Source organism: Thermosynechococcus sp. HY213 (assembly GCF_031460975.1).
GTDB lineage: Bacteria > Cyanobacteriota > Cyanobacteriia > Thermosynechococcales > Thermosynechococcaceae > Thermosynechococcus.
Map to the genome: position 1 here is coordinate 308,314 of NZ_JAVKVB010000011.1, position 24,110 is coordinate 332,423.

General features: G+C 54.6%; 16 protein-coding genes. 12 read left to right on the plus strand and 4 right to left on the minus strand.

Annotation, left to right across the window (positions count from 1 at the left end; translation table 11 throughout):
• Window positions 1-15: 15 nt before the first annotated feature.
• The gene (locus RHK62_RS07035; protein ID WP_149819303.1) at window positions 16-2,115 is read right to left on the minus strand and encodes a TIGR00300 family protein; all 2,100 of its coding nucleotides are present in this window, start codon (window positions 2,113-2,115) and stop codon (window positions 16-18) included.
• Between the two features lie 259 nt (window positions 2,116-2,374).
• Here RHK62_RS07035 and tig point away from each other — a divergent pair, with 259 nt between their 5' ends.
• The 3 genes from tig to clpX all read left to right on the plus strand — a co-directional run bounded on the left by tig (window position 2,375) and on the right by clpX (window position 5,973).
• Window positions 2,375-3,844 carry a trigger factor gene (tig, locus tag RHK62_RS07040; protein ID WP_310453484.1) on the plus strand — a complete coding sequence of 490 codons (1,470 nt, stop codon included), beginning with the start codon at window positions 2,375-2,377 and terminating at the stop codon, window positions 3,842-3,844.
• An 84-nt stretch (window positions 3,845-3,928) separates the two neighbouring features.
• A complete protein-coding gene (gene clpP / locus RHK62_RS07045) occupies window positions 3,929-4,618 on the plus strand; it encodes an ATP-dependent Clp endopeptidase proteolytic subunit ClpP (protein WP_149819305.1) in 690 nt (229 codons plus the stop codon).
• 32 nt (window positions 4,619-4,650) lie between these two features.
• A complete protein-coding gene (gene clpX, locus RHK62_RS07050; RefSeq protein WP_302677609.1) occupies window positions 4,651-5,973 on the plus strand; it encodes an ATP-dependent protease ATP-binding subunit ClpX in 1,323 nt (440 codons plus the stop codon).
• On the opposite strand, the gene RHK62_RS07055 is transcribed toward clpX, so the two are convergent.
• Complete coding sequence (locus RHK62_RS07055) at window positions 5,970-6,689, minus strand: SDR family oxidoreductase (protein WP_310453485.1); 720 nt, start codon at window positions 6,687-6,689, stop codon at window positions 5,970-5,972. The two genes, clpX and RHK62_RS07055, sit on opposite strands and share 4 nt — an antisense overlap.
• Window positions 6,690-6,852: 163 nt before the next feature.
• Between RHK62_RS07055 and RHK62_RS07060 the strand changes: the two genes are divergently transcribed.
• The 5 genes from RHK62_RS07060 (at window position 6,853) to miaE (ending at window position 15,885) form a co-directional block, all read left to right on the plus strand.
• Complete coding sequence (locus tag RHK62_RS07060) at window positions 6,853-11,550, plus strand: translocation/assembly module TamB domain-containing protein (RefSeq protein WP_310453486.1); 4,698 nt, start codon at window positions 6,853-6,855, stop codon at window positions 11,548-11,550.
• A gap of 88 nt (window positions 11,551-11,638) precedes the next feature.
• Window positions 11,639-13,921, plus strand: a complete 2,283-nt coding sequence (locus tag RHK62_RS07065; RefSeq protein ID WP_310453487.1) for a cache domain-containing protein — start codon at window positions 11,639-11,641, stop codon at window positions 13,919-13,921.
• A gap of 9 nt (window positions 13,922-13,930) precedes the next feature.
• On the plus strand, window positions 13,931-14,608 hold the full coding sequence (ubiE, locus tag RHK62_RS07070) for a bifunctional demethylmenaquinone methyltransferase/2-methoxy-6-polyprenyl-1,4-benzoquinol methylase UbiE (RefSeq protein ID WP_310453488.1): 678 nt from the start codon (window positions 13,931-13,933) through the stop codon (window positions 14,606-14,608).
• A 196-nt stretch (window positions 14,609-14,804) separates the two neighbouring features.
• Window positions 14,805-15,296, plus strand: a complete 492-nt coding sequence (locus RHK62_RS07075; RefSeq protein ID WP_310453489.1) for a universal stress protein — start codon at window positions 14,805-14,807, stop codon at window positions 15,294-15,296.
• Complete coding sequence (gene miaE, locus RHK62_RS07080; RefSeq protein WP_310453490.1) at window positions 15,253-15,885, plus strand: tRNA isopentenyl-2-thiomethyl-A-37 hydroxylase MiaE; 633 nt, start codon at window positions 15,253-15,255, stop codon at window positions 15,883-15,885. Before RHK62_RS07075 ends, miaE begins: the two co-directional genes overlap by 44 nt.
• Window positions 15,886-15,887: 2 nt before the next feature.
• On the opposite strand, the gene RHK62_RS07085 is transcribed toward miaE, so the two are convergent.
• A complete protein-coding gene (locus RHK62_RS07085) occupies window positions 15,888-16,577 on the minus strand; it encodes a hypothetical protein (RefSeq protein ID WP_310438524.1) in 690 nt (229 codons plus the stop codon).
• 198 nt (window positions 16,578-16,775) lie between these two features.
• Between RHK62_RS07085 and rpe the strand changes: the two genes are divergently transcribed.
• On the plus strand, window positions 16,776-17,471 hold the full coding sequence (rpe, locus tag RHK62_RS07090; protein ID WP_302677601.1) for a ribulose-phosphate 3-epimerase: 696 nt from the start codon (window positions 16,776-16,778) through the stop codon (window positions 17,469-17,471).
• On the opposite strand, the gene thiO is transcribed toward rpe, so the two are convergent.
• Window positions 17,468-18,574: a glycine oxidase ThiO gene (gene thiO / locus RHK62_RS07095; protein ID WP_206200154.1), complete on the minus strand. Its 1,107-nt coding sequence runs from the start codon at window positions 18,572-18,574 to the stop codon at window positions 17,468-17,470. The two genes, rpe and thiO, sit on opposite strands and share 4 nt — an antisense overlap.
• 176 nt (window positions 18,575-18,750) lie before the next feature.
• Between thiO and RHK62_RS07100 the strand changes: the two genes are divergently transcribed.
• The 3 genes from RHK62_RS07100 (at window position 18,751) to RHK62_RS07110 (ending at window position 23,890) form a co-directional block, all read left to right on the plus strand.
• Window positions 18,751-19,260: a TIGR02652 family protein gene (locus RHK62_RS07100; protein WP_206200155.1), complete on the plus strand. Its 510-nt coding sequence runs from the start codon at window positions 18,751-18,753 to the stop codon at window positions 19,258-19,260.
• Window positions 19,261-19,262: 2 nt separating this feature from the next.
• Window positions 19,263-20,249 (plus strand): thiamine-phosphate kinase, encoded by a 987-nt coding sequence (gene thiL / locus RHK62_RS07105; RefSeq protein ID WP_206201692.1) that lies wholly within the window; start codon window positions 19,263-19,265, stop codon window positions 20,247-20,249.
• 221 nt (window positions 20,250-20,470) lie between these two features.
• On the plus strand, window positions 20,471-23,890 hold the full coding sequence (locus tag RHK62_RS07110; protein WP_310453491.1) for a phycobilisome rod-core linker polypeptide: 3,420 nt from the start codon (window positions 20,471-20,473) through the stop codon (window positions 23,888-23,890).
• Window positions 23,891-24,110: the final 220 nt, after the last annotated feature.

Sequence of the window (24,110 nt, forward strand, 5' to 3'; positions counted from 1 at the left end):
TTGGCTGAAAAGCTTCTAGGCAAGGGTATAGGGACGATTCAGCCGCTCCAACTGCTGCACCATCAGGCTGAGGAACAGTCCCACATCGGTGACCACGCCCACGGATTCCACAGAACCCCGATCCGCTAGTTTAGTGACGACCGCTGGGTTAATATCCACACAGACGAGCTTCACCCCGGCGGGGGTCATATTGCCGACACCAATGGAGTGCAGCATTGACGAGAGCATCAAAATCATGTTTGCGCCCTGAATCAGGCGGGCATACTCCCGCTGCGCCTCAATTAAATCCATGAGGGTATCGGGCAGTGGGCCATCATCACGGATTGACCCCGCTAGGACAAAGGGCACATTATTCTTCACACACTCATACATCACGCCACTGGTGAGGATGCCCTGAGCCACGGCGTTGGCAATGCTGCCACAGCGACGAATGGTATTGATCACTTTCAGGTGGTGACGGTGACCGCCCCGCACAGGAACGCCCCGCTGCATATCCACCCCCAAGGAGGTGCCCATGATGGCTTGCTCCATATCGTGCACCGCGATCGCGTTACCGCCGAGGAGTCCTTGGACATAGCCTTCACGGATCAGCTTGGCTAAATGCTCACCACCGCCGGTGTGGATAACCACTGGGCCGGCCACCACAATCACTTTGCCCCCCTGATCGCGGATGCGCCGCAGTTCCCAAGCAATTTGTTCCACCACCAGTTCGACGCGGCGTTCACTGGAGACCCCTGATCCCATGAAGGTGAACTCTTGGGTGCTGCGCTGGCTTTCCGTTTTCCGAATCGTGCGGATGCCTTCGACGCCCACGACCACGCGATCGCCCACCTCTAAATCCCGCAGAATGCGACACTCCGCCACCGTGCCTTCCGGGGTTGAGCGCACCACAATCGCCCCATCCATGCGTTGGTTTTGAACCCGAACCCACTCGCCGGCAACTCGTACCTCTGTGGGATAAATCGTGGTTACATAGAAGTCATCCGGGGCAACCCCCGCTTGGGTGACGGTTTCGAGGGTCGCATCACACACCTCTGAGGGCGGTAAAATCGCACCGAGGGTGATCAACTGCGCCATGATCGCATCCATGACCTCGGCATCGGGCGCCATGACCCGAATATCCGCTTGGGAGGGACTTTGCCGTTGTTCGCCAAGATTAAATTGCAGGACTTGGAAACTGCCGCCACTTTCCACAATTGTGTCTAGGACACGGTTCACAAGGCCAGAGTCGAGGAGGTGTCCCTCCAGATGAATGACCCGACTGGGAATTGTCGCCGTGGCATGGAGTTCTTCGCGCACGGGTTCGGTCACCCGCAAGGTCAAGCATTTAGCTGCACCCCCCGCTTTGAGAAATTCTGTCAGGGGCGTTTCCACCACCTCAAAGCCCACTTGGGCAAGGGCAGACTTCAATTCTTGGCTGGCACAGTTGAGAATCACCGTGCGATCGATATTGACGGCATTGCAAGCAAAGTTGACTGCATCAGCCTCTTTAACGGCAATTCGTTTATCCGCTGGTACCCGCAGTTCAATCAGGCGGTTGGAGTAGGCATCAAAGGCGGGAGGATAGTAAAGTAAGTAGCCATCCGTGAGCGGACAAAAACATGTGTCAAGGTGGTAGAAACGCTCATCCATGAGCCGCAGGGAGAGGACTTCAATATCCAGCCACTTCGCCAAATAGGCATGGGAATCCAATTCTGAACGGAAGCCATACCCTGCCCACAGCCAGCGACCCTCACGATCCAAGAGGGCATCTCCGGCTCCCTCAAAGGGCAGTTGCTTCGGTAGCTCAAAAACTTGATACCCCTGAGATTCAAACCACGCTTTGAAATAGGGTTCTTCCCCTTGACGTTCTGGATGATAAAAGCGACTGAGCACCACGCGATCGCCGAGCACCAAGCCCGCATTCGCCGTAAACACCATATCCGGCCAGCCCGGCTGCGGCTCAATCAGGTCAACCGTGGCTCGAGCATGGATAATTTCGTAGAGTTTTTGCCACTGCTCCTGTGCCCGATCGCGGGAGGACTTGTGGATATTTCCCTCCATCCAAGGATTGATCACATAGTCCACCTCATAATGGGTGGGAGGGCACATGAGGAATCGCAGGGTTGAACTCATAGGGGTTGTTTAGAAATCGTTGCAATTTGTGAAAATAGTTAGGTGTGGGCTACACGGCACCCATGACAAACTTTTATTCTATAGGCAGTGGGGATCTTGACGATTGGTTTTGTCATCAAACCTTGACATTACACCCATTGTCCTGTGTCTTTAAGCGCAACTCCATTTGCAAAGAGCAGGGGAAATCTGCGCTAAAATTATAATTTGTGCGATCGCGCACAGCCAACTGACACTACACTGACACCATTTGCGAAGGGGAATGACCTTGACTGACGTGACTGACATCATTTCCATGACGACTGAACCCCGTGCCAATAGCCAACTCCTCGCCACGATTGAGGTTTCGGGGGCACACTCTCAACAGGTCTATAACCAAGTGGTCAATGATCTCCTTCGCCATACACAGGTACCCGGATTTCGCAAGGGCAAAGCCCCCCGGCAGCTTGTCTTGCAGCAAATTGGCAAAGAGCGGCTGCGCTATGTGGCCATAGAAAAACTGATTGAGGATACCGTCAAAGCCGCCGTCGAAAAGAACAACATCCCCTATCTAGGCAACCTCGAACTCCAAGGGGATATTACAGAGCTACTGAACCAATTTCAGCCGGGCGACAACTTTTCTTTCAGCGTCACGTTTGATGTCGAACCAGAAGTGACAGTCACAGCCTATAAAGGGCTAACCATTGAGTACACTCCCGTCACCTACAATCCCGAAACTGTCGAGAAGCTCTTGCAGCGGCACCAACGGGAGCACGCCACCCTCATTCCTGTCGAAGACCGACCCGCTCAGTGGGGCGATGATGTCACCCTAAAACTGGTGACCAAAGATGAAAATGGCGAGGTGGTGAAGGAACTCTCAGCAGATGAACTGCCCCTGTCCCTCGATGAAGAGCAACCCTTTTTGATTAAAGAAATTCCTGCTGCTGTTGTCGGCATGAGTGTCGGTGAAGCCAAAACGGTGACGGTGTCTGTTGCCGAGGAAGTCAAGGAAGGGAAAGCAGACATCCCCAAACAATTGACTGCTGAGATTGAACTTTTAGGGATTAAAGCACCGGAACTGCCCCCCCTAGACGATGCCTTTGCCGCTGAGCACAGTGAATTCAGTACGATGGCAGAATTGCGGGCCTATCTAGAACAAAACCATCAGGAGCGAGCTGAAAATCAAGACAAGAAAGCGAGAGAAGCTGCCCTCATTGATACCCTCATTGCCCAAAATCCAGTTGAATTGCCAAAAACCCTGATCCGCAAAGAGGCAGATGTGAAGGTGCGGACGACGCTGATGCAAATTCAGTCCCAAGGCGTTGATCTCAACAAGATCATGACCGAGGAACTCTACGAAAAAATGCGTCAAGAGGCAGAGCCGGGGGCAGCGAAGGAGGTACACTCCCGTTTATTGTTGAGGGCGATCGCTCGTCAAGAGGGCATTGAACCTAGTCCCGACGCAGTGGAGGAACGGCTGAACCGCTACAAAGAGGTGTTGGGCAACCAAACAGCCAAGGATCTAGAACGACTCCGCGAATTTGCCCACGATGAAGTGCAGCAGGAGGAAGCCCTCAACTGGCTCCTAGAGCAAAATACATTTCAGCCAGTGCAGTCCGACACAGCCACTGAGCAGCCCACAGCGACTGCTGAAGCGCCCAAAGATACCCAGACGGAGGCCGTTGCTGAAAAGCCATCTAAGCCGCAAAAACGCTCTGGGAAAAAAGCAAGTTCTGCCCCAGCCCAAGAATAGTTCGGCATAATGAAAGTGATGATCCCTACGGGGACAAACCGCTAGTTACAATTAATTACAAACGAACCGTCATTCTAGGCAACTATGCTGCAATCGCGTTACGACCATCCCCTCAGTGCCATTCTGCGCTCTCCAGCGCTCAACCTGCCGCCTACCCATGCCAATATTGTGCCGATGGTGGTTGAGCAGTCGGGGCGGGGTGAACGAGCCTTTGATATCTACTCGCGACTCCTGCGGGAGCGGATCATCTTCCTAGGGGGGGGTGCGGGCGATCGCCGCGGCATTGATGATGCGGTTGCTGACTCCATCGTGGCACAGCTTCTATTCCTTGATGCCGAGGATCCGGAAAAAGACATTTACCTGTACATCAACTCACCGGGTGGCTCGGTTACAGCCGGCATGGCCATCTACGACACCATGAAGCACATTCGCCCCGATGTGTGTACCCTCTGCTTTGGCTTGGCGGCGAGTATGGGTGCCTTCTTACTGTCTGGCGGTACCCCCGGCAAACGGATGGCGCTGCCCCATGCGCGGATCATGATTCACCAGCCCCTCGGAGGTGCCCAGGGTCAGGCAGTGGATATTGAAATCCAAGCGCGGGAAATTCTTTACCACAAGCGCAAGCTCAATGAACTCTTGTCACAGCACACGGGGCAACCCATCGAGCGCATTGAAGCTGATACGGAGCGGGATTTCTTTATGTCCGCTGAAGAGGCCAAGGCCTACGGTCTGATTGATCAGGTGGTGACGCGGCAGACCCTCCCTAGCCACTAAGTACACCCTACGTGCAACCCTAGAGGTTCCCTATGGCCAAATATGATACCCACCTCAAGTGCTCCTTTTGTGGTAAGTCACAGGAACAGGTGCGTAAACTCATCGCCGGCCCTGGGGTCTATATCTGTGATGAATGCGTAGAACTGTGTAATGAAATCCTCGATGAGGAATTGGCCACCGTTCCCAATGCGGCGGCTCCCCGTCGAGAGGCTACACCGTCGCGATCGCCCCGCAGCACACCCCGCAGTCGGCCCCTCAGCCAAGTGCCCAAGCCTCGGCAAATCAAGGAATTTCTTGATAAGCACGTGGTCGGCCAGCATGAAGCTAAGAAAATCCTCTCAGTTGCGGTCTATAACCACTACAAGCGCCTGAGTCTTTTGGATGGTGATCAGCGGGGCGATGACAACGTCGAACTGCAAAAGTCCAATATTCTCCTGATTGGCCCGACGGGTTCTGGCAAGACCCTCTTAGCTCAGACATTGGCGAAGCTCCTCGATGTTCCCTTTGCCGTTGCCGATGCCACTACCCTCACGGAAGCCGGCTATGTGGGGGAAGATGTGGAAAATATCCTGCTGCGCTTGCTGCAAACCGCCAATATGGATGTGGAGGAAGCACAACGGGGGATTATCTATATTGACGAGATTGATAAGATTGCCCGCAAAAGTGAAAATCCCTCAATTACCCGTGATGTGTCCGGGGAAGGGGTACAGCAGGCGCTGCTGAAGATGCTAGAGGGGACGATCGCCAATGTGCCGCCGCAGGGGGGGCGCAAGCATCCCTACCAAGACTGCATTCAAATTGACACGACGAATATCCTCTTTATCTGTGGGGGCGCCTTTGTTGGTTTAGAGAAAACCATTGAGCAGCGGGTGGGCAAGAAGGCAATGGGCTTTGTCCGCGATGGCGAACCCCTCCCCAAGGAAAAACGCTCTGCGGATATTCTCAAGCAACTGGAACCCCACGATCTGGTGAAGTACGGCATGATTCCAGAGTTCATTGGCCGTATTCCCGTGGTGGCCGTGCTAGAGCCGTTGGATGTGGCCGCCTTGGCAGAAATTCTTACCCAACCTCAAAACGCGCTCCTGAAGCAGTACCAAAAACTCATGCGCATGGACAGTGTGGAGTTGCGCTTTGAACCGGCGGCGGTAGAGGCGATCGCCCAAGAGGCCTACCGTCGTAAAACCGGTGCCCGTGCCCTGCGCGCCATTGTTGAAGAGATTATGCTGGACGTGATGTACGAACTGCCTTCCCGCAAAGACCTGCGCGAATGTACCATCACGCCCGAAATGGTGGAAAAACGCTCCACGGCTGAACTACTCCTGCATCCTTCTTCGCTGCCTACGCTTTCTGCTTAGAAGAAGACGTGGCTATCGGGCATCAAGCTCAACTCAAGGGGAACCGCATGGGGATCCGTTTCTAGGGTAGCGCGAATCAGACGGGCAACGGTGGCCGGTCGCAGCAGTTTCTGGCGATCGATTTTGAGGCTGACGGCATCCCAAAAGGGCGTATCCACACCGCCAAAGTAGAATAGACTAAAGCGAATACCATAGCGCTTGAGTTCTTCGGCCATACACTTGCTGAAGCCCACGACTCCAAATTTCGCAGCACAGTAGGCTGACCCCATCGCCATTGAATGTTTACCGAGGATACCGACAACGGTGCAGATGTGTCCCTGTTGTTGCTCTTTCATGAGTTCGGCAGCCTGTTGGCTGGTGTAAAAGCAACCCTTAAGGTTGAGATCCAACATCTGATCCAGTTCAGCCGCAGTAATTTTTTGATAGGGCTTGAGGAGGCCAGCCCCCGCCGCGTTGATCAATACATCGAGTCGTCCCTGCTCACTGCGGATGGCTTGCATTAATTCGCTCACTTGCGCCGGCTGGGTGATGTCACAGGGCTGAATTTGTGCGGTGACTGAGGAGGGAAGCTGCTCTACCAAAGCTTGCAGGCGATCGCTCGAGCGAGCCGCTAAGACCAACTTGGCACCCGTTTCTTGGAGTTGCTCAACAACGGCTTGACCAATGCCACCTGTGGCACCCACCACTAACACCACACGATCTGCTAAGACACTCATTTTGTTACATTTCTTTACGTTCATCCTTTTATCCTAGCGTTTCTTGAATTGCCCAGAACCTACCCATCGCTTGGGCAATCAAATTTAGAAAGACGAGCCTTTGTTCTGCGTATTAGGATTGAGCTGTTAAGCGTCTTGCCTAGGTGTGACGGAGTTGGGATGAATGACGCAGCAACCACAACCCCCCTTTACCCTTTGGTCTCGTCAGTGGGGATGGAGAATGATTGCCTTGGTGGTGCTCGGTGGAACGCGGGCGTGGTGGTTTGTGCACTATGAATTGGCTCCTGAAATTGCCCAACAACTACAACAGCGTCTCAATCGGCCAGTGGAAATTGGCGACGTTGAGCACGTCGGGCTGAATGTTGTTCGTTTTGGCTCCTCAGCGGTTCCCAGCTACACGTCAGAAGATGGCACTCCCGAGTTGGACAACGCGCTAATCAATGGCATTGAAGTCGCCTTTAATCCATGGCAGCTTCTGACAGGTCAAAAACTAGATCTCGATGTGACTCTCCACCAACCCCAACTCACGGTGGTTCAGGATGCCCAAGGGCGGTGGTGGCGCACAGAAGTTCAGCTGCCAGAGGAGGAGCCGAGCTTTTTTCAACTGAATCAAATCAAGGTGAAGGTGCGGGATGGCTCTGTGCTGGTTCAACCCTTTCGGCGTCCTGCCTACCTGCTGTACCAAATTCATGGCGGATTGACCCTGACGCCCGATCGCCAGAATTTTGCCCTCGAAGGTCAAGCGGAGGGACAACTGGCCGGGGGTGGCCAATGGCGATTGCAGGGGGACTGGAACCAACCCCAAGAATCAGGACAACTGGATTTGCGCTTCAGTAAGATTCCCCTTGGGCTCGGGAATGAGATTCTGCCAGAGACCATTCGTGTCCAAGGCGGCCAATTGGAGGGGCAATTACGGGTTCGTCTGCCTTTACCAGAAACCCCCGAAGTCACGGGTCAAATTTGGTTGCGGGATGGTACTTTACGCACGGCCTTTGTGCCCCAAGACATCAAGGGATTACAAGCCCATGTGCAATTGCAGGGCAATCAGGCAAAGCTGCACTATTTGCGCGGGGCGATCGCCAATGTCCGCTGGCAGGCTCAAGGCACCGTCGGTCTCCGAAGCGGCTGGAACATTGAAGCGCAAGTGCCGAGGTTTGATCTCGCCCCTACCTTAACGGCCTTGCAGATTACGCCACCGGTTCCCCTGCGGGGTCAAGTGGAAGTTCCCACCCTTCGCGTGCAGGGGGATCTGGAGAATCCCCAAGTCAGGGGTGAACTGCGCAGCCAAACGCTGCTCCAAGTGGATCAACTGCAACTGCAACAGGTACGGCTGCCGTTTATGGCGTCCCTTGAGCAAGGGGTTAGGCTGATGGAGGTTCGCGCCCAGTTGGTGGATGGCGGTGAGGTACAGGCAACGGTTGGGGTAGAACCCACGGGCGAGTTTCGTGGCCAAGCACAAGTGCAGCAGGTGAATCTGCAGGCGATCGCCCGCCGCTACGATGTGGCTCCGCCCGTGTCCCTAGGGGAGGGGTTTGCACAACTGGACTTTGCTGGCAATCTGCGTACCCCAGAGGCTTGGCAGGCCAATGCCGCCTTTCAACTACCGACGGCTCAGTATCCACTGCGGGGCACCGCCCGTCTGACGCAAACTCAACTGCTCGTTCCGGAGTTTCAAATGCAGTTTTTAGGGGGGCGTCTGCGGGGTCAAGTGCAAGCCGCCGCCGGTCAGTGGCAGTTGCAGGCTCAGGCTGAGAATATTCCCCTACGGCAGTTGAATCAAGAGTTACAAGGTCGTCTCAGTGGCCAGGCGATCGCCCAAGGACGGGTGGATCAACTAACGCTACCAGCGATTCGAGCTAGTGCCAATCTGCAAGTGGATCAAACCCCCACGGGTGATCCGCTGATTGCAGTTGTGAACTGGGATGGTCAGCAATTGCAAGTGCAAGAAGCCACTCTCGGTGCGATCCGCGCCCAGGGCACTATTGGTGTTGATTTAGCGGCCTTACAACCCACTGACATTCAATTGGGCATCCAAGCCAGAAATCTCCCCCTGAGTACCTTAAGCACTTTCTTGGAACCGAATTTCCCCGTTCCCCTCACCCTTGCCGGTACCACGTCCTTTCAAGGCCAACTCACAGGCCGCCTCGATAGGCTCCAGTTTCAGGGGGCACTGCTCACCCAAGGATTGGCGGTGAATGATTTGCGCTTTGCCCCTCAACTCACGGGCACGGTTACCTTGAGCCAACAACAGGGGGCAGCCCTCAATGTACAGGGGGGGGGCGATCGCTTGGCATTTCGTTTGGATGCTGATGGCTTACCCCGCTCACTGCTGGTTCAACGGCAACAGGCGCAACTGATCGGCCAGCGCCAAGGGGAGAGCTTTGATCTGCGTCTGCAGCAGTTTCCTGTGGAATCCCTGCGGTTACGGCTCCCGGAACTCCCCGAAAAAGCCATTCTCGCAGGAGTGGCCTCAGGCAATCTCCAGTTGCAAAATTGGACGAGGGGGCAGGGTAGTTTTACCGTAGAGCGACCGGGGTTAGGGGCATGGCGGGGCGATCGCCTGCAAGCGCAATTCCGTCTGAGTCGCGATCGCCTGACGATTCAATCTGGCCTTTTTACAAAAGGGGAAAGTCGCTATCAATTCACTGCCGATCTCCAGCCTCAACAATTGGGGGCGCAGTTGACGATTGCCCAAGGCAATTTAGCGGATTTAACGGGACTCGCCATCGTCCTCGGGATTGGCCAACCCACCGCTCGGGGGACTGCCGCAGATTTGGGCACACCCACCGCAGGGGAAGGTCTGCAAGTCTCACTGCTCACACAAATTCGCCGCCTTGCCGAAATTGAGATGCTACAAGCCCAAGCGGCTTTGGTGCGGCGGCCGGAGCTGCTGCCCCCCTTGGAGCAACTTCAGGGGACTTTTAATGGCCAAATCAATCTGAGTCAAACCCCGCAGTCGGGTCTGGTGGCCAGCTTTGATCTTAAGGGCGCCAATTGGCAGTGGGGAAATTACGCAGTTGATCAGTTTCTGAGTCGCGGTCGCTTTGCCCAAAATCAACTGGTGCTGACAACCCTCAATCTGCTTGTGAATGGTGGGCAATTAAACGTCAATGGCATTCTTGGCGGTAACCAGCAAAATGCCCAACTGCGGCTAGAGCAATTCCCTGTGAGTCTTGTGGCAAGTCTTTTGCCGCCGGGGGTGGATGTGGAAGGTAAGGTGAATGCCCAAGCGGTGTTGACTGGCTCATGGCAGCAGCCCATTCTCGCCGGTGAGGCGACCCTTGCGGAGGGTCGGTTGAATCAACGTCCCTTGGAGGCAGCGAATGCCACATTCCGCTACGCCCAAAATCGTCTTGCCCTTCAGGCGATCGCCCGCTTGGATACGCCAGAACCGCTCATGGTGACAGGTTCGGTTCCCTTGATCTATCCCCTTGACCCGCGACCCGTGGTGGACCCGCAGTTAGCCCTAGATGTGAGTGTCAAGGATGAGGGATTGTCGTTGATCAACCTCTTTACCGATCAGGTGCAATGGCAACAAGGAAGGGGAGTTTTCCAAGCCCAACTGCGGGGAACGTGGGCGGAGCCGATGGTGAATGGCGTCCTGAGTGTGGATGATGCGGTGATTAAAACTCCCGCCTTTGAGGAACCGGTGACTAATCTCAGTGCGCGGGTGCGCTTCGATCGCGATCGCCTGCGGGTGGATGGCATTCAAGGTCTCTTTAGCCAAGGGCAAATTACCATGGCAGGGGTGTTACCAATTCAGACTCCCTTAGCCTCAGATGATCCCGATACTGCCACACCCCTCACCGCGTCCTTGCGACGCTTGCAAGTGAATGCCGGCAATATCTATCGCGGCACCGTAGATGGCACCCTCGTGATTACGGATACGCTCCTGAGTCCTGATTTGGGGGGCAGTGTCCAACTCAGCCAAGGCCGTTTGGATTTAGGCGCCATCAATGGTTTGGTCAATGGCAATGGGTTAGCCACTCCTGCTGACAGTCCCTTTGAACCCCTAGCTTTTGATAACTTGGTAATTAATATCTCAGATGCCTTGCGGGTGACGCGATCGCCCGTTCTCAACCTAACGGCCACTGGCAGTTTAACCCTCAATGGGGGTCTCAATAGTCTCCAGCCTGACGGCAAAATTCGCCTCACAGGCGGGCAACTGAATCTGTTCACCACCCTCTTTTTGCTCCAGCGGCGAGCGGATAACTATGTGCTCTTTACCCCCGCCAATGGCTTAGATCCCGAACTCAACCTCACCCTTGCTGCCACTGCCACTGAAGTTTATACCCCCGGCACCGTGACGCGACTCTCCGATGCGGGTTCCCTCACAGCCACCAGTCTGGGAACATTGAACACCATTCGGATCACTGCCCGTATCAATGGTCGTGCCAGTCAATTGCAAACCAATTTGCCTGCGGTGCTTGAGCTATCCAGTACCCCTTCGCGCAGCACGACCGAACTCCTTGCCTTGATGGGCGGTGGTTCAATTGCGGATCTCAACCAAGTGGGGGGAGAAGCGGCGGTGGCCAGTCTTGCCGGATCAGCTCTTTTCAACAACCTACAGGCATTGATTGATCAGGCCACGGGTAACCGCACTTCCTTTCGGATGTTTCCAGCCGTCGTGCCCCCCGATCGCCAGGCCCAAAGCCAAGCCCCAACCCTTGCCCTAGGGGCTGAACTGGGTTTTCAAGTGAACAGTTTTACCTCGGTTTCCCTCTTGCAGTTGCTCACCGCTCCCAGTGATCCGACGCGGTTTAACCTTGGGTTTCAGGTGACAGAGCAGATTCGCCTTGGCGGACAGGTGAGCACCAGTGGTCAGGGCACAGGCTTTATTGAATTCCGTTACCGTTTTTAAGGTCGTCTAAGATCAATGTACTGCCAGCAACGCTCAAGCTTGGAAAGTAGCAATTGCGGCAGTTGCAGTAGCCTCGGTATCAATCTTGATGAAAAATTCCGCTAGAGCCTTATCTCAACGATTCTCGACCGCATGGCAGCGGTTAAGTCTGCGTTGGAAATTTACCTTGGCCTTGGCTCTTGTGGCGCTCTTTCCAGCCGTGATTATTACCGAAGCCCTGATTCAGGTCAGTGATCATAACTTCGATCGTCAACTTGAGCAGCAACTGCGCTCTAGTTTGCAGGATTTGCAGTGGGAAATTGATAACTTGGCCTATGAGTCTCGCATTCAAGCCCTCTTGATTGCCAATGGGATGTATGTGCAGCACGTGGGTCAACCCCTCACCCGTATGATGAATCCCTCCACTATCCGCGATCTGCTTGAGGAGGTGGATCCCACTGAGCGTCCCATGAATCTGATGCTGGTGAGCGATGCTAGTGGTCAGGTACTCGCCCAGCAAACAATGGTCTTGGCTAAAACGGGAGAGGCACTCCTCGACTTGACCCCCGAAACTCATTCCTACTATCGTCTCAGCTCACATCAAGCCAGCAGTATTGCTCACTTACCGATGTTTCAAGTGGCTCGCGATCGCCAGCAGATGATTAGCGGTCTGGTGCTCCTCAGTCGTGAGCAGTTACAAGAACTGGGCTTAGCCCAGCAGGCCAAGATCACATTGCGTCCTCAACCCATTGCAACTCTACCCGCCAAGCAACGGCCAGCCCCTGTCGGTACCTACCCCATTGCGGACGGCAATATTGGCTTACTGGCCTTTGCCGCAAAGCCTCTCTATGAAAACAACCAATTTCAGGGGCTAATTCTGACGGGCATTTTACTCAACAATATGCCGGATCTTGTGGATGCCACCACAGAATGGTCCACGGTAGATACGGTGGCAACAATTTTTGCCCAAGATTTGCGGATTGCCACCAATGTACCTTACACCGATGGTCAGACTCGCGCCCTTGGTACCCGCGTTGCTCGCGAAGTGGCCACTCAAGTGCTCAATCAGGGCAAAACGTTTTTCGGCACAACTGACATTTTGGGTTCTCCCTATGTAACGATCTACAGTCCATTGCAGGACTTTCGCCAGCAGCTCGATTTGCCGCATCCACCGCCCATTGGTATCGCCTTTGTGGGGAAGTCCCAAGCGTGGATTCATACCATGACCACCCAGAAACGGTTGGTGGCCTTTGCCATTACCCTTGGTGCCCTGTTGTTGGCCAGTGTTTGGGCCTATCTCACGGCCAATGCCATTGTCAAACCCATTCAATCCTTGGCGACTTCGACCCGCCGCGTGCAGGCAGGCGATTTGACGACACTGGTACAGGTGCACTCCCTTGATGAGGTGGGGGAACTGGCCAATGCCTTTAATGCCATGATGCGCCAGTTGCGGATCTCTTTTGAGGAGTTAGCCCAGAAAAACCACTCCCTTGAGCAGATTCGTGATGAACTGCTTGAGGCCAATGAACAGTTTGAGGCGGTACTCAATGCGGTACCGGGTACGATCTCGTGGATTAATGCCGAGGGCATCTATAAGGGGGTGAATCGCAAGTTGGCAGAAACCTTGAATTTGCCACCAGAGGCGTTTATTGGTCGTCCCTTGGGCTTTTTGCGTGAGGATAGAGAGTTGGCAGCCTTTATGCAGGAGTTTGTGGATTCTCCCGATCAATTTGCCTCACGCGTGATCTCCGTTAAGCGCAATGGTCAAACCGCATTTTACCTCGTGGCTTTGCAAAAATACATGCAGGGTACCCATACGGTTGCCGTCGGTATTGATATTAGCGATCGCATTCGCGCCGAGGAAGCACTGCGCATTGCTGAGGAAAACTACCGCAGTATTTTTGAGAATGCCCTTGAGGGGATTTTTCAGGCGTCAACAGAAAATCGGTTTATTCGGGTCAATGCCGCCATGGCCAGAATTTTTGGCTTTGACTCTCCTGAAGAAATGGTGCAGAGCGTCACCAGTATTCGCGACCAAATCTATGTGGAAGCCAGCACCCGTGATGAGATTCTGAATCATTTTGCAACTGGAGGAACAACGGGACATTTTGAATTCAAGGCCTATCGGCGCGATCGCCAGATCATCTGGGTCGAATTGGATATGCGGGCGGTCTGGGATGCCGAGGGCAAGATTCTCTACTATGAAGGATTGGTGCAGGACATTACTGAGCGCAAACAGCGTGAGCAAGCGATGCAGCAGCAAATCGAAGAGCTAAGGGTGGAAATTGATCACGAAAAACGGCGGCAGCAGGTGGCAGAAATTACCGAAACGGAGTACTTTCAGCAATTACGCCGTGAGGCGAACTATTTGCGTCAGCGTCGCCAGCGCTAAGGCTAAACCATGACCGATATCCAAGCCCTGTTTGAGCGCATTGCCCCCCTCTACGATCGCCTCAATGATCAACTCAGCTTTGGCCTTCACCATGTCTGGAAACAGATGGCCGTGGACTGGCTCGAACTGCCTGCAGGGGCAACGGCTTTAGATCTCTGCTGTGGCACGGGGGATTTGACTCGTGTGCTGGCGCGGCGGGTGGGGCGGCAGGGGCGGGTGGTGGGGTTAGACTTTGCGGCGGCACCCTTGGCGATCGCCCGTCAGCGCAGTTGCCATTACCCGCAAATTGAATGGCTTCAGGGGGATGCTTTGGCTGTGCCCTTTGCAGATCAAACCTTTCAAGGAATCACCATGGGCTATGGGCTGCGCAATGTCGTGGATATTCGCCAAGCTCTCAGGGAAATGTTTCGGCTGCTGATTCCCGCTGGGCGAGTCGCCATTCTTGACTTTAGCCATCCCCAAACCCCCACACTCCAGCAATTTCAGCAATGGTACTTGCAACAGTGGGTGGTGCCCACCGCCCGTCAGTATGGCTTGGCCGCAGAGTATGACTATTTGTGGCCGAGTATTCAGGCTTTCCCCAGCCCAGCCACCCTCTGTGATCTAATTCAAAACGTGGGTTTTCAGCACGTGAAACACTATCCCCTCTTGGGCGGGCTAATGGCGATTACTGTTGCGCAAAAGTAATCTATGTTACAAAATGTAGGTTTTAGCCCCGTGGGAATCTTCTAAGCTAGAGATAGAGCCTTTTTCTATTTTTTGATGAACAGTTGAGGAGTCAGGAGTGAGATTCGCTTTTAGGAATAGGAATGGGTTTGGGCAGTCTTGAGCAGGACTCCATGACTGTGAAAAAGGCGGTAGGCAAATTGGAGGGCAGGGCGTTATGTACAAGAAAATTCTCGTTGCAGTGGATGACAGTGAACTGGGAGAACAGGTCTTTCAAACGGCGCTGGATTTGGCACAGCACTACCAAGCCCGCATGATGCTGATTCATGTCCTTTCACCCACCAATGAATCCTATCCTGACCCCATCTTTACCACCCCCTTCGCTTCCGGGGTCTATGTGGGACTCCACGAGGAAGTGATGCGTGCCTATGCGGAGCAGTGGGAAAACTTTGAGCAAAAAGGCTTGGATATGCTGCGCAACCTCACCCAAATTGCCACTGAAAAAGGGGTACCCACAGAATTTACCCAAGCCTTAGGGGATGCGGGTCGGGCCATTTGTGATCTGGCCAAAGATTGGGAAAGTGATTTGATTGTGCTGGGGCGGCGGGGTCTCAAGGGCTTGAGCGAGTTCTTCCTTGGCAGTGTCAGCAACTATGTGCTCCACAATGCCCCCTGTTCTGTGCTCACCGTTCAGCGCCGCCGTGATTGAGACGCCCGTTCGCATTAAGTTTCTTGTGCAACCCACCCGTGCCGATTGGGTGGTGCAGGCGATCGCTCACTTGGATACGATTTTGCTCGATCACTCCCACTGTGAGCGCAAAGCGGCTGGCGTAGCTATCAATCTCATGTTTCGCTATCCTTCCCACAAGCGATTGGTAGATGCCCTCACCGATATTGCCCAAGAGGAACTCGATCACTTCCGTCAAGTCAATCAGCAACTGGAACGCCGCCACATTGCCCTTGCCCCCCTCAGTGCACCCCCCTACGCCTCTCGCTTGAATGCCGCTGTCCGCCCGCAGGAACCCGATCGCTTTCTCGATACCCTATTGGTTTGCGCGTTGATTGAAGCTCGCAGCCATGAGCGGTTGCAACTGTTGGCTCAGCATTGCCCAGATCGGGAGTTAGCAGAATTTTTTGCCAGCCTTGTGACCTCTGAGGCACGCCACTATGGCACCTATTGGTACTTGGCCTATGAGTCCTTTGGTCAAGAGGTGCTAGCAGAGCGATTGCAGCAGTTGGCTGTCCTTGAGAGTGAGATTCTCAGCACGCCCTACCCCTTGCCTCGTATGCACAGTTAGCCTTAGATAGTGGGTGGCGTTGCCTCTTGCGCAGTGGTGGGCTGACCGACCGTAAGGCGCACCGTTTGACCAAATTGTTCTAAAACCACTGCGGGTGTGGTGTCATAGGCATCAATGGCGCGCACAAGCACATTGCCAGCGATCGTATCCCCCACCTGCACCGTACGGGTGACATTCTCTTTGGGCGAGCGAATAATTGCCTGTAGGCGACCATTTACGGCAGCCACACCAAAAACCTTCACCGCTTGGGCGTCCACTGGGGGCGGCAGGGGTGATGGGGTGGGTGGAATGGCGGCAGCGGGAGTACCTGTTCCATTAGCAGCTGTTTGAGGAGAACCGTTACCCGCATTACCCGTAGCGGCGGGCGCACCGTTTGGCGTTTCACCCTTGGGAGCTTCGTTCCTGTTGGGGGGAAGCAGCGGGGCGAAGGGATTCGCACGACCGACATTTGTCAGTCCCTCAACATAGGTTTTAGGGTTGGTAGGAGGAATTAATGCCGCAACCGCAGATGCGGTGACACTGGGGGGTTCGGGTTCAAGGTCTGGGGCAGCTGCTGCCGGTGGCGCCACCGCTTGATTGGGTTGATTGGTAGGGTCTATTTCGACTTCAGTGACGATAAAGCCACAGCCGCTCATGCCTGAGGCCAGCAACCCAATGGCAATGGTGATGATCGTGGCGCGCTGTTTCAACATTTGGTGTCTCACCTTTGGCTGATGATATTGGTGGTGCAGACGAACTCTATTGTTGCCTACTATAAAATGTACCGTTGGTCTGCAGTGGCTATGCATAGGCACTTGCCAAAGTGGTCTGGGTGGTGGAGAGTTGCTGTGGGGGCGATCGCTCGGTACACTGAAAAACAATTGTAACGTTATTTACGGAATGAATCGGTCATGAGTGCTAAGCCCGTCGTGATTGCTCCCTCCATTCTCTCTGCGGACTTCAGTCGTTTGGGTGAAGAAATCCAAGCGGTGGATCGGGCGGGAGCCGACTGGATCCATGTCGACGTCATGGATGGTCGTTTTGTTCCCAATATCACGATTGGGCCATTGGTTGTTGAGGCAATTCGCCCCTTGACCCAAAAGCCCCTCGATGTGCACTTAATGATCGTTGAGCCAGAAAAATACGTGGCGGATTTTGCCAAAGCGGGGGCGGATATTATCTCTGTCCATGCGGAACACAACGCCTCGCCTCACCTGCATCGCACCCTCTGTCAAATTCGGGAACTGGGTAAACAGGCGGGGGTAGTGCTCAACCCCTCTAGCCCTCTTGAACTCATTGAGTACGTCCTTGATGTCTGTGATCTCGTGCTGATTATGAGTGTCAACCCTGGCTTTGGCGGCCAGAAATTTATTCCAGCGGTTTTGCCAAAAATTCGGCGGCTACGGCAGCTGTGCGAAGAGCGCGGTTTAGACCCATGGATCGAAGTGGATGGCGGTCTCAAGGCGGAAAATACGTGGCAAGTTCTCGAAGCCGGTGCCAATGCCATTGTGGCTGGTTCAGCGGTCTTCAAGGCACCGGATTACGCAGCAGCGATCGCGGGCATCCGCCATAGCAAACGTCCTAGTCCTGAGTTGGTGACGGCCTAGGCACTGGCTGCCGACGGAGTTTGAAATCGCTGCCACGAAAAGGCTTTCAGGTGGCGATCGCCCGTCCGATGCAAAATCAAGTTGGCCATCAGCTTCGCTGTAATCGGGGCAAGTAAAATGCCATTACGGTAATGCCCCGTGGCCAAGTAAAGATTCGCCGCTGGCCCTTCCCCCAAAATCGGTAAATCATCGGGGGTGGCTGGACGATAGCCCCACCACGTATCAATCACCTCGTAACTGGCCAACTCTGGAATAACGGCGGTGGCACGATTCAGCAGTGCTTGCAGGCCAGCAACCGTAGTTCCCTCTTGGAAACCCACATCCTCACTGGTGGCACCCACCACCACTTTGCCAGAGCGACGGGGCACGAGATAGAGTTGATCGCCAAAGATCACATGGTTCAGTAGGGGTTGCCCCGGCGGTTTTAGGGCTAACATTTGCCCCTTGCGGGGGGTGACGGGTAGGGGAAGTAGGCTTTGTGCCCATGCGCCTGTGGCCAGAATGTAAATCCCCGCAGACCAACGCCCGCGATCGCTCTCCAAGGCTGTAATTTCCCCTTGGGGGGTTTGCTGAAACCGCTGGACACTAATGCCCTCAATCACTTCGATTCCTAGAATGCGAGCGGCACTCACCAAGACCTTAGCCAAGTTGCGCGTATTCACCTGCCCATCTTGGGGAAACCACCAAGCCCCTAGCACACTCTCCGCAAAGCCCGGTTGATAGTTCCCAAGTTCAGATGCATCGAGCCAGCGGCTGTCGGGTTCCATAGGGTGGGCGCGATCGCGCTGCCGCTCATCGGTCACGGGTGCCAAAATACCACAGAGCCAGTAGCCCGCATCCATGCCCGTCAGTTGCTCAAGCTTATCAATCCAACTGGGATAGAGATTGCGGCTCGCCGTACACAAATTCCACATGGCGCCTGCGGGCAAGCCTTCTGCTTGGGGGGCTAACATTCCCGCTGCGGCATGGAGCGCTGCTTCCCGAAACTGGCGGCTGAGAACGGTGGGTCGTGCCCCCCGCAATGCCAATTCGATGGCGATCGCCAGCCCCATGGTGCCGCCACCAATAATCAAAATGTCCCGCTGTTCATCCCCAAGGATCATTCTTGACGCTTCAATCCCAATTTACACATTTCTTTATCTTGGCATCTGCCACCCCTTAAGGGTAGCCCAAACCACCCACTTGAGGGGGAACGGCGCCTTGTTTTCCGCTCCTGAAGTCAACTCGTTATAATAAGGGCGATCGCGGTGGATTTGCTGCCGCTGTGTGGTAACTGTCCATGATCTCATCCGGCTCTCACTACCCGATCTTTGGTCCTGAAATTCGTTGTCCCCACTGTCGGCAAGTCATTCCCGCCCTGACCCTCACCGATACGTACCTGTGCCCGCGCCACGGTCCTTTTGAAGCTGATGCCAAAACGGGGGAATTAATGCACCTACAATCCGGCCGCATTTGGCGCCTCTGGAACGGCGAATGGTATCGCCAGCACACCCACCCCGACGGGATTCGCTTTGAAATTCACGATGCCCTCGATCGCCTCTACACCCAAGGCTACCGCGCCACCAAAGTCATTATTGCCGAACGCTATCGGGATCTCTTTTGTGCCTACCTCGAACGCAGCACCCCTTGGCGAGGCTCCACGGATCCCCAAATGCTGCGCCTCTTTGGTTTGCCCGTTGAGTTTAGCCCCCCCGCTAGCCAAGAGGAGCGCTGGGATGTGATTAACTTTGATCTCGAAAAAGAACCCGGCGCCCCCATTCGCCCCCCCTATTTTCGGATGTTTGACTAGTGATGCTCACCCTCACCGACTGTGGCGAACTGGAATTGATTGAGCGCCTGCGCCCCTATTGCCACAGGGAATTGATTGGCGATGATGCCGCGGTTCTGTCGCTACCCCTTGGGGAGCAACTGATTGTCAGTACCGATGTCCTAGTGGAGGGGGTGCACTTTAGTTTAGGCATGGGCGATACCCCTGTGACCATGACGCCAGTGGATGTGGGCTGGCGATCGCTGGCCGCCAATTTATCCGACCTTGCAGCCATGGGGGCATTGCCCTTGGGGTTAACGGTGGGTCTCGCGGCACCGCGCAACTGTCCTGTGGCAACAATTGAGGAGATTTATCAAGGCATGGCCGCCTGTTGTCAGGCCTATGGCACCAGCATTATCGGTGGTGATACCTGTCGCTCTAGCGTTCTCAGTCTCAGCATCACCGTCTTGGGCAGTGCGCCGCCAGAACGGATTATTTATCGCGATCGCGCCCGGGTGGGGGATGTCATTGTCGTGACGGGGGTTCATGGTGCCTCCCGCGCTGGTCTCGAGTGCCTTTTGTATCCGCAGTGGGCCAGTACTGTGTCCGCAGAACTACGGCAAGCGTGGATCCAAGCCCATCAACGCCCTCAACCTCGATTGGATATTGTGCAATGGCTGCGCCAACAGGTGCCCCCGCCGCGTCTGGCTGGCATGGATAGTAGTGATGGCCTCGCGGCAGCTGTCTTGCAACTCTGTCAAGCCAGTGGGGTGGGTGCGATTCTTTGGGCAGAGCAAATTCCGATGGTGGGCTATAGCGATCGCCCGCAGGCCTTGAACTGGGCACTCTATGGCGGTGAAGATTTTGAACTGGTGTTGTGCCTTGCCCCAGACTTGGCTCAAGAACTTTGTAGGGCAGCGGGTGAGCAAGCCGCCATTGTTGGGGAAATGATTCCTGAAAAGAGAGTGCAACTCAAGCTCAATGGTGAATTATTGCCCCTGCAGCCCGATCAACTTTTTCAGCACTTTTAGGCGATCGGTTGAGTGGGCGAATTAGTTGCCTGAAGCAGGCATGGGTGTTGAGGTCGGGCACCGCCGTCAAGGAATATTACAAAAATTCATAAAGCTTAGGGGCGATCGCCGATAAATCCCCATAAATTTATACATTTCTTAAAAAAATACCGAGCTACCCCCGAATCGTTCTAATCTAAGTTAGCGCGTTAACTAAAAGTAAAGGGAGCCTCTTAGTAACCATGGTTGTCAAAGCAAGTGGTGGAAGCTCGGTTGCCCGCCCGCAACTTTATCAAACAGTCCCCGTTTCAACGATTATTCAAGCCGAACAGCAGGATCGCTTCCTGAATCGGGGTGAGCTGGATGAACTCGCTGTTTATCTGCGCTCTGGGGCAAAACGCCTTGAAATTGCCACCACCCTCACCCGCAACGCCGACATCATTGTTTCCCGTGCTGCCAACCGCATCTTTGTCGGTGGTTCCCCCATGGCCTTCCTCTCCCGTCCCCAAACTGCAGAAGCCCCCCAATTCACCACTGGGGCAAGGGGCGAAGCCATTGACATGAAAGAAGCCATGAAGTTGGGAACCGCAACCTATGTGGACACCCGTGGTGGATTCCTAGAGGGCTTGCGCTCCGTCTTTAGTGCCTCTGGTGGTGGTGCACCCGTGGGCTTCAAGCCGATCAACATTGCCCGCTATGGCCCTGCCCGCATGGAAAAATCCCTGCGCGACTTGGATTGGTTCCTCCGCTATACCACCTATGCCATTGTGGCTGGCGATCCCAACATTCTGGCGGTGAATACGCGCGGCTTGCGGGAAATTATTGAGGCTGCTTGCTCCACTGATGCCACCATTGCTGCCCTACAGGAAATGCGGCGGGCGGCTCTTAGCTACTTTGAAAAAGACGCCGAAGCCAAGGGCATTGTGGAAACCTACTTTGAAGTTCTGATCAACGAATTTATTGCCCCTGCCCCCTCCGATAAAGTGCGGCAGCGCAACTCCACGGATCTTCAAGGTCTGCAACTACCCCAGATTTACTTCAATGCCGCCGAGCGCCGTCCCAAATTTGTGATGAAGCCGGGGCTATCCGCTGCCGAGAAAAACGAAGTGGTCAAAGCCGCCTATCGGCAAGTTTTTGAGCGCGACATCTCCCGTGCCTACGGCTTGGGCATCTCTGACCTTGAATCCAAGGTGAAAAATGGCTCCATCTCCATGAAGGAGTTCATCCGCCAACTGGCCAAATCGCCCCTCTATCGCAAAAACTTCTACGAACCCTATATCAACAGCCGTGCCCTAGAATTGGCCTTCCGCCATATTTTGGGTCGTGGGCCTTCGAGCCGTGAGGAAGTGCAAACCTACTTTGCCATTATTTCCAAAGGGGGTCTTCCAGCCTTAGTGGATGCCCTTGTGGATTCCAAGGAATACAGCGACTACTTTGGTGAAGAGACGGTGCCCTATCTGCGGGGTCTGGGTCAAGAGGCTCAAGAGTGCCGCAACTGGGGTGCCCAACAGGATCTCTTCAAGTACAGTGCTCCCTTCCGTAAAGTCCCGCAATTCATCACCACCTTTGCCGCTCAGGATCAGCCGCTGCCGGATCAACACCCCTACGGTGCGGGCAACGATCCCTTGGAAATTCAGTTTGGCGCCATCTTCCCGAAAGAGAAGAAAAATCCCAATGCTCGCCCCCAACCCTTCAACAAAGACACCCGCCGCATTCTCATTACGCGCGGGCCAGGGATCAACAATCAGGTGAGCAATCCCGCAGCGCGTGGGGTCGCCCCCGGCAGCCTAGGGCCAAAAGTCTTCAAACTGGATCAGCTTCCCAGCATCAATGCCCGCATTGGCAAACGCTCGATCGCGACGGGCGGCGACAGCGTCAAATTTGCTGAAAGTTCGACCCAGCGGGTGATTCGTGCCGCTTATCTGCAAGTCTTTGGCCGCGATGTCTATGAAGGGCAGCGCCAAAAAGTGGCCGAGATCAAACTGGAAAATGGTGAAATCTCTGTGCGTGAATTTGTGCGGATTTTGGCCAAGTCAAACCTCTTCCGCAGCCTCTACTGGACACCGCTGTACGTCACGAAGGCGATTGAATATATTCACCGTCGCCTCTTGGGTCGTCCCACCTATGGTCGCCAAGAGATGAATACCTACTTCGACATTGCCTCGAAGAAAGGTCTCTATGGCTTAGTGGATGCGATCATTGACAGCCAAGAGTACAGCGAAGCCTTTGGCGAAGATACGGTTCCCTACGAGCGCTACATTACGCCCCAAGGTCTGGCTCTGCGATCGCTCCGCACTGGCACGATTGGTGAAACTGGCGTACCCCCTGAAAAAGAAGAAACACCTCGCTTTGTCGAACTGGGGGCGGTGACCGAACTACGAACCGAGCCAGCAATTCAGTTCCGTGCCAATCAAGGGGTGAGCAAGCGCCGCGACCAAACCAAGGTCTTTAAGCTCACAGATCTCAATGACAAGCAAAATCTGCAACTAGTGATTCAGGCGGCCTATCGTCAGGTCTTTGAGCGGGATGTGGCGCCCTACATTGTCCGCGATGAATTTACTGCCCTTGAATCGAAGCTCAGCAACGGCGAGATTACCCTCAAGGAGTTTATCGAGGGCTTGGGTTGCTCGGAACTCTATCAGAAGGAGTTCTACACCCCCTACCCCAACACCAAGGTGATCGAACTGGGCACCAAGCACTTCTTAGGTCGAGCGCCCCTTGATCAAGCGGAAATTCGCCGCTACAACCAAATTCTGGCCACCCAAGGCTTAAAGGCCTTTGTCCAAGCCCTCGTCAGTAGTGCTGAATACGCTGAAGCCTTTGGTGAGGATACGGTGCCCTATCGTCGCTTCCCCACCCTGCCGGCGGCCAACTTCCCCAACACTGAGAAATTGCACAATCAACTCACGAAGCAAAGTGATGCGATTGTCGTGCCCAGCTTCGCACCCGTGAAACCTCGCCTCGATAACACGAAGCTGCCGCTCCTCAGTCGGGCGATCGCCGAACAAGAGGCCGAAGCGCGTCAAGCGGATCCCAGCAAACCCCGCTTTATCGAATTGGGACGCTCCTTCCGCAATGGCGATGGTCAATCGGTGGAAGTGGGGGTCGGTACCACCCGTCGCCGTCCTGCTCGCATTTTCCGCATGACCGTGGGTGCACCTAGTGCTGAAGTGGAACTGGTGATCAATGCCATCTACTGCCAAGTGATGGATGTCTTCAGTGGCCAAGTGCCCAGCCAGTTCCGGCGCCCTGATCTCGAGAGCCGCCTGCGCAACGGTGAAATTACGGTTCGCGAGTTTGTGCGTACCTTGGCCAGCTCGGAGATCTATCGCAACCGCTTCTACACCCCCTATCCCAACACCAAGGTGATTGAATTCCTCTTCCGTCACCTCCTCGGTCGCGCCCCGGCCACCCAAGCGGAAATTCGCCAATACAACAAAATCTTGGCGGATCAAGGCCTCAAGGCTGCTGTCGAAACGATGGTGAATAGCCCTGAGTACAGCCGCTACTTTGGCGAAGATGTCGTGCCCTACAAACGCTTCCCCACCCTGCCAGCGGGCAACTACATTGGCAGTGTCAAGGCCGAGGCCGACTTGGTGAAGCAGTCTTGGTCAAGCCTCTCGCCCTCGTTGGTGGGGATTCAGCCAAGCCACCGCGACTAGGGAACGCTGCCACTAACCACTGGTGAATCAATACACTAGCGGATGCTCTTGCAGGGGTGTCCGCTTTTTTTCTCGACAAGACCACATTAAAATATCTTAAAGATTCTCAATTCTGAAAAATCGGCAAAATCCTGTCCTAGTGAGGGCTGGGAGTCTTTCTATAGCCAGTAAAAAAATGATAGAGTACAAAAAATTCACATTTTAATTTCTTATCCATTAC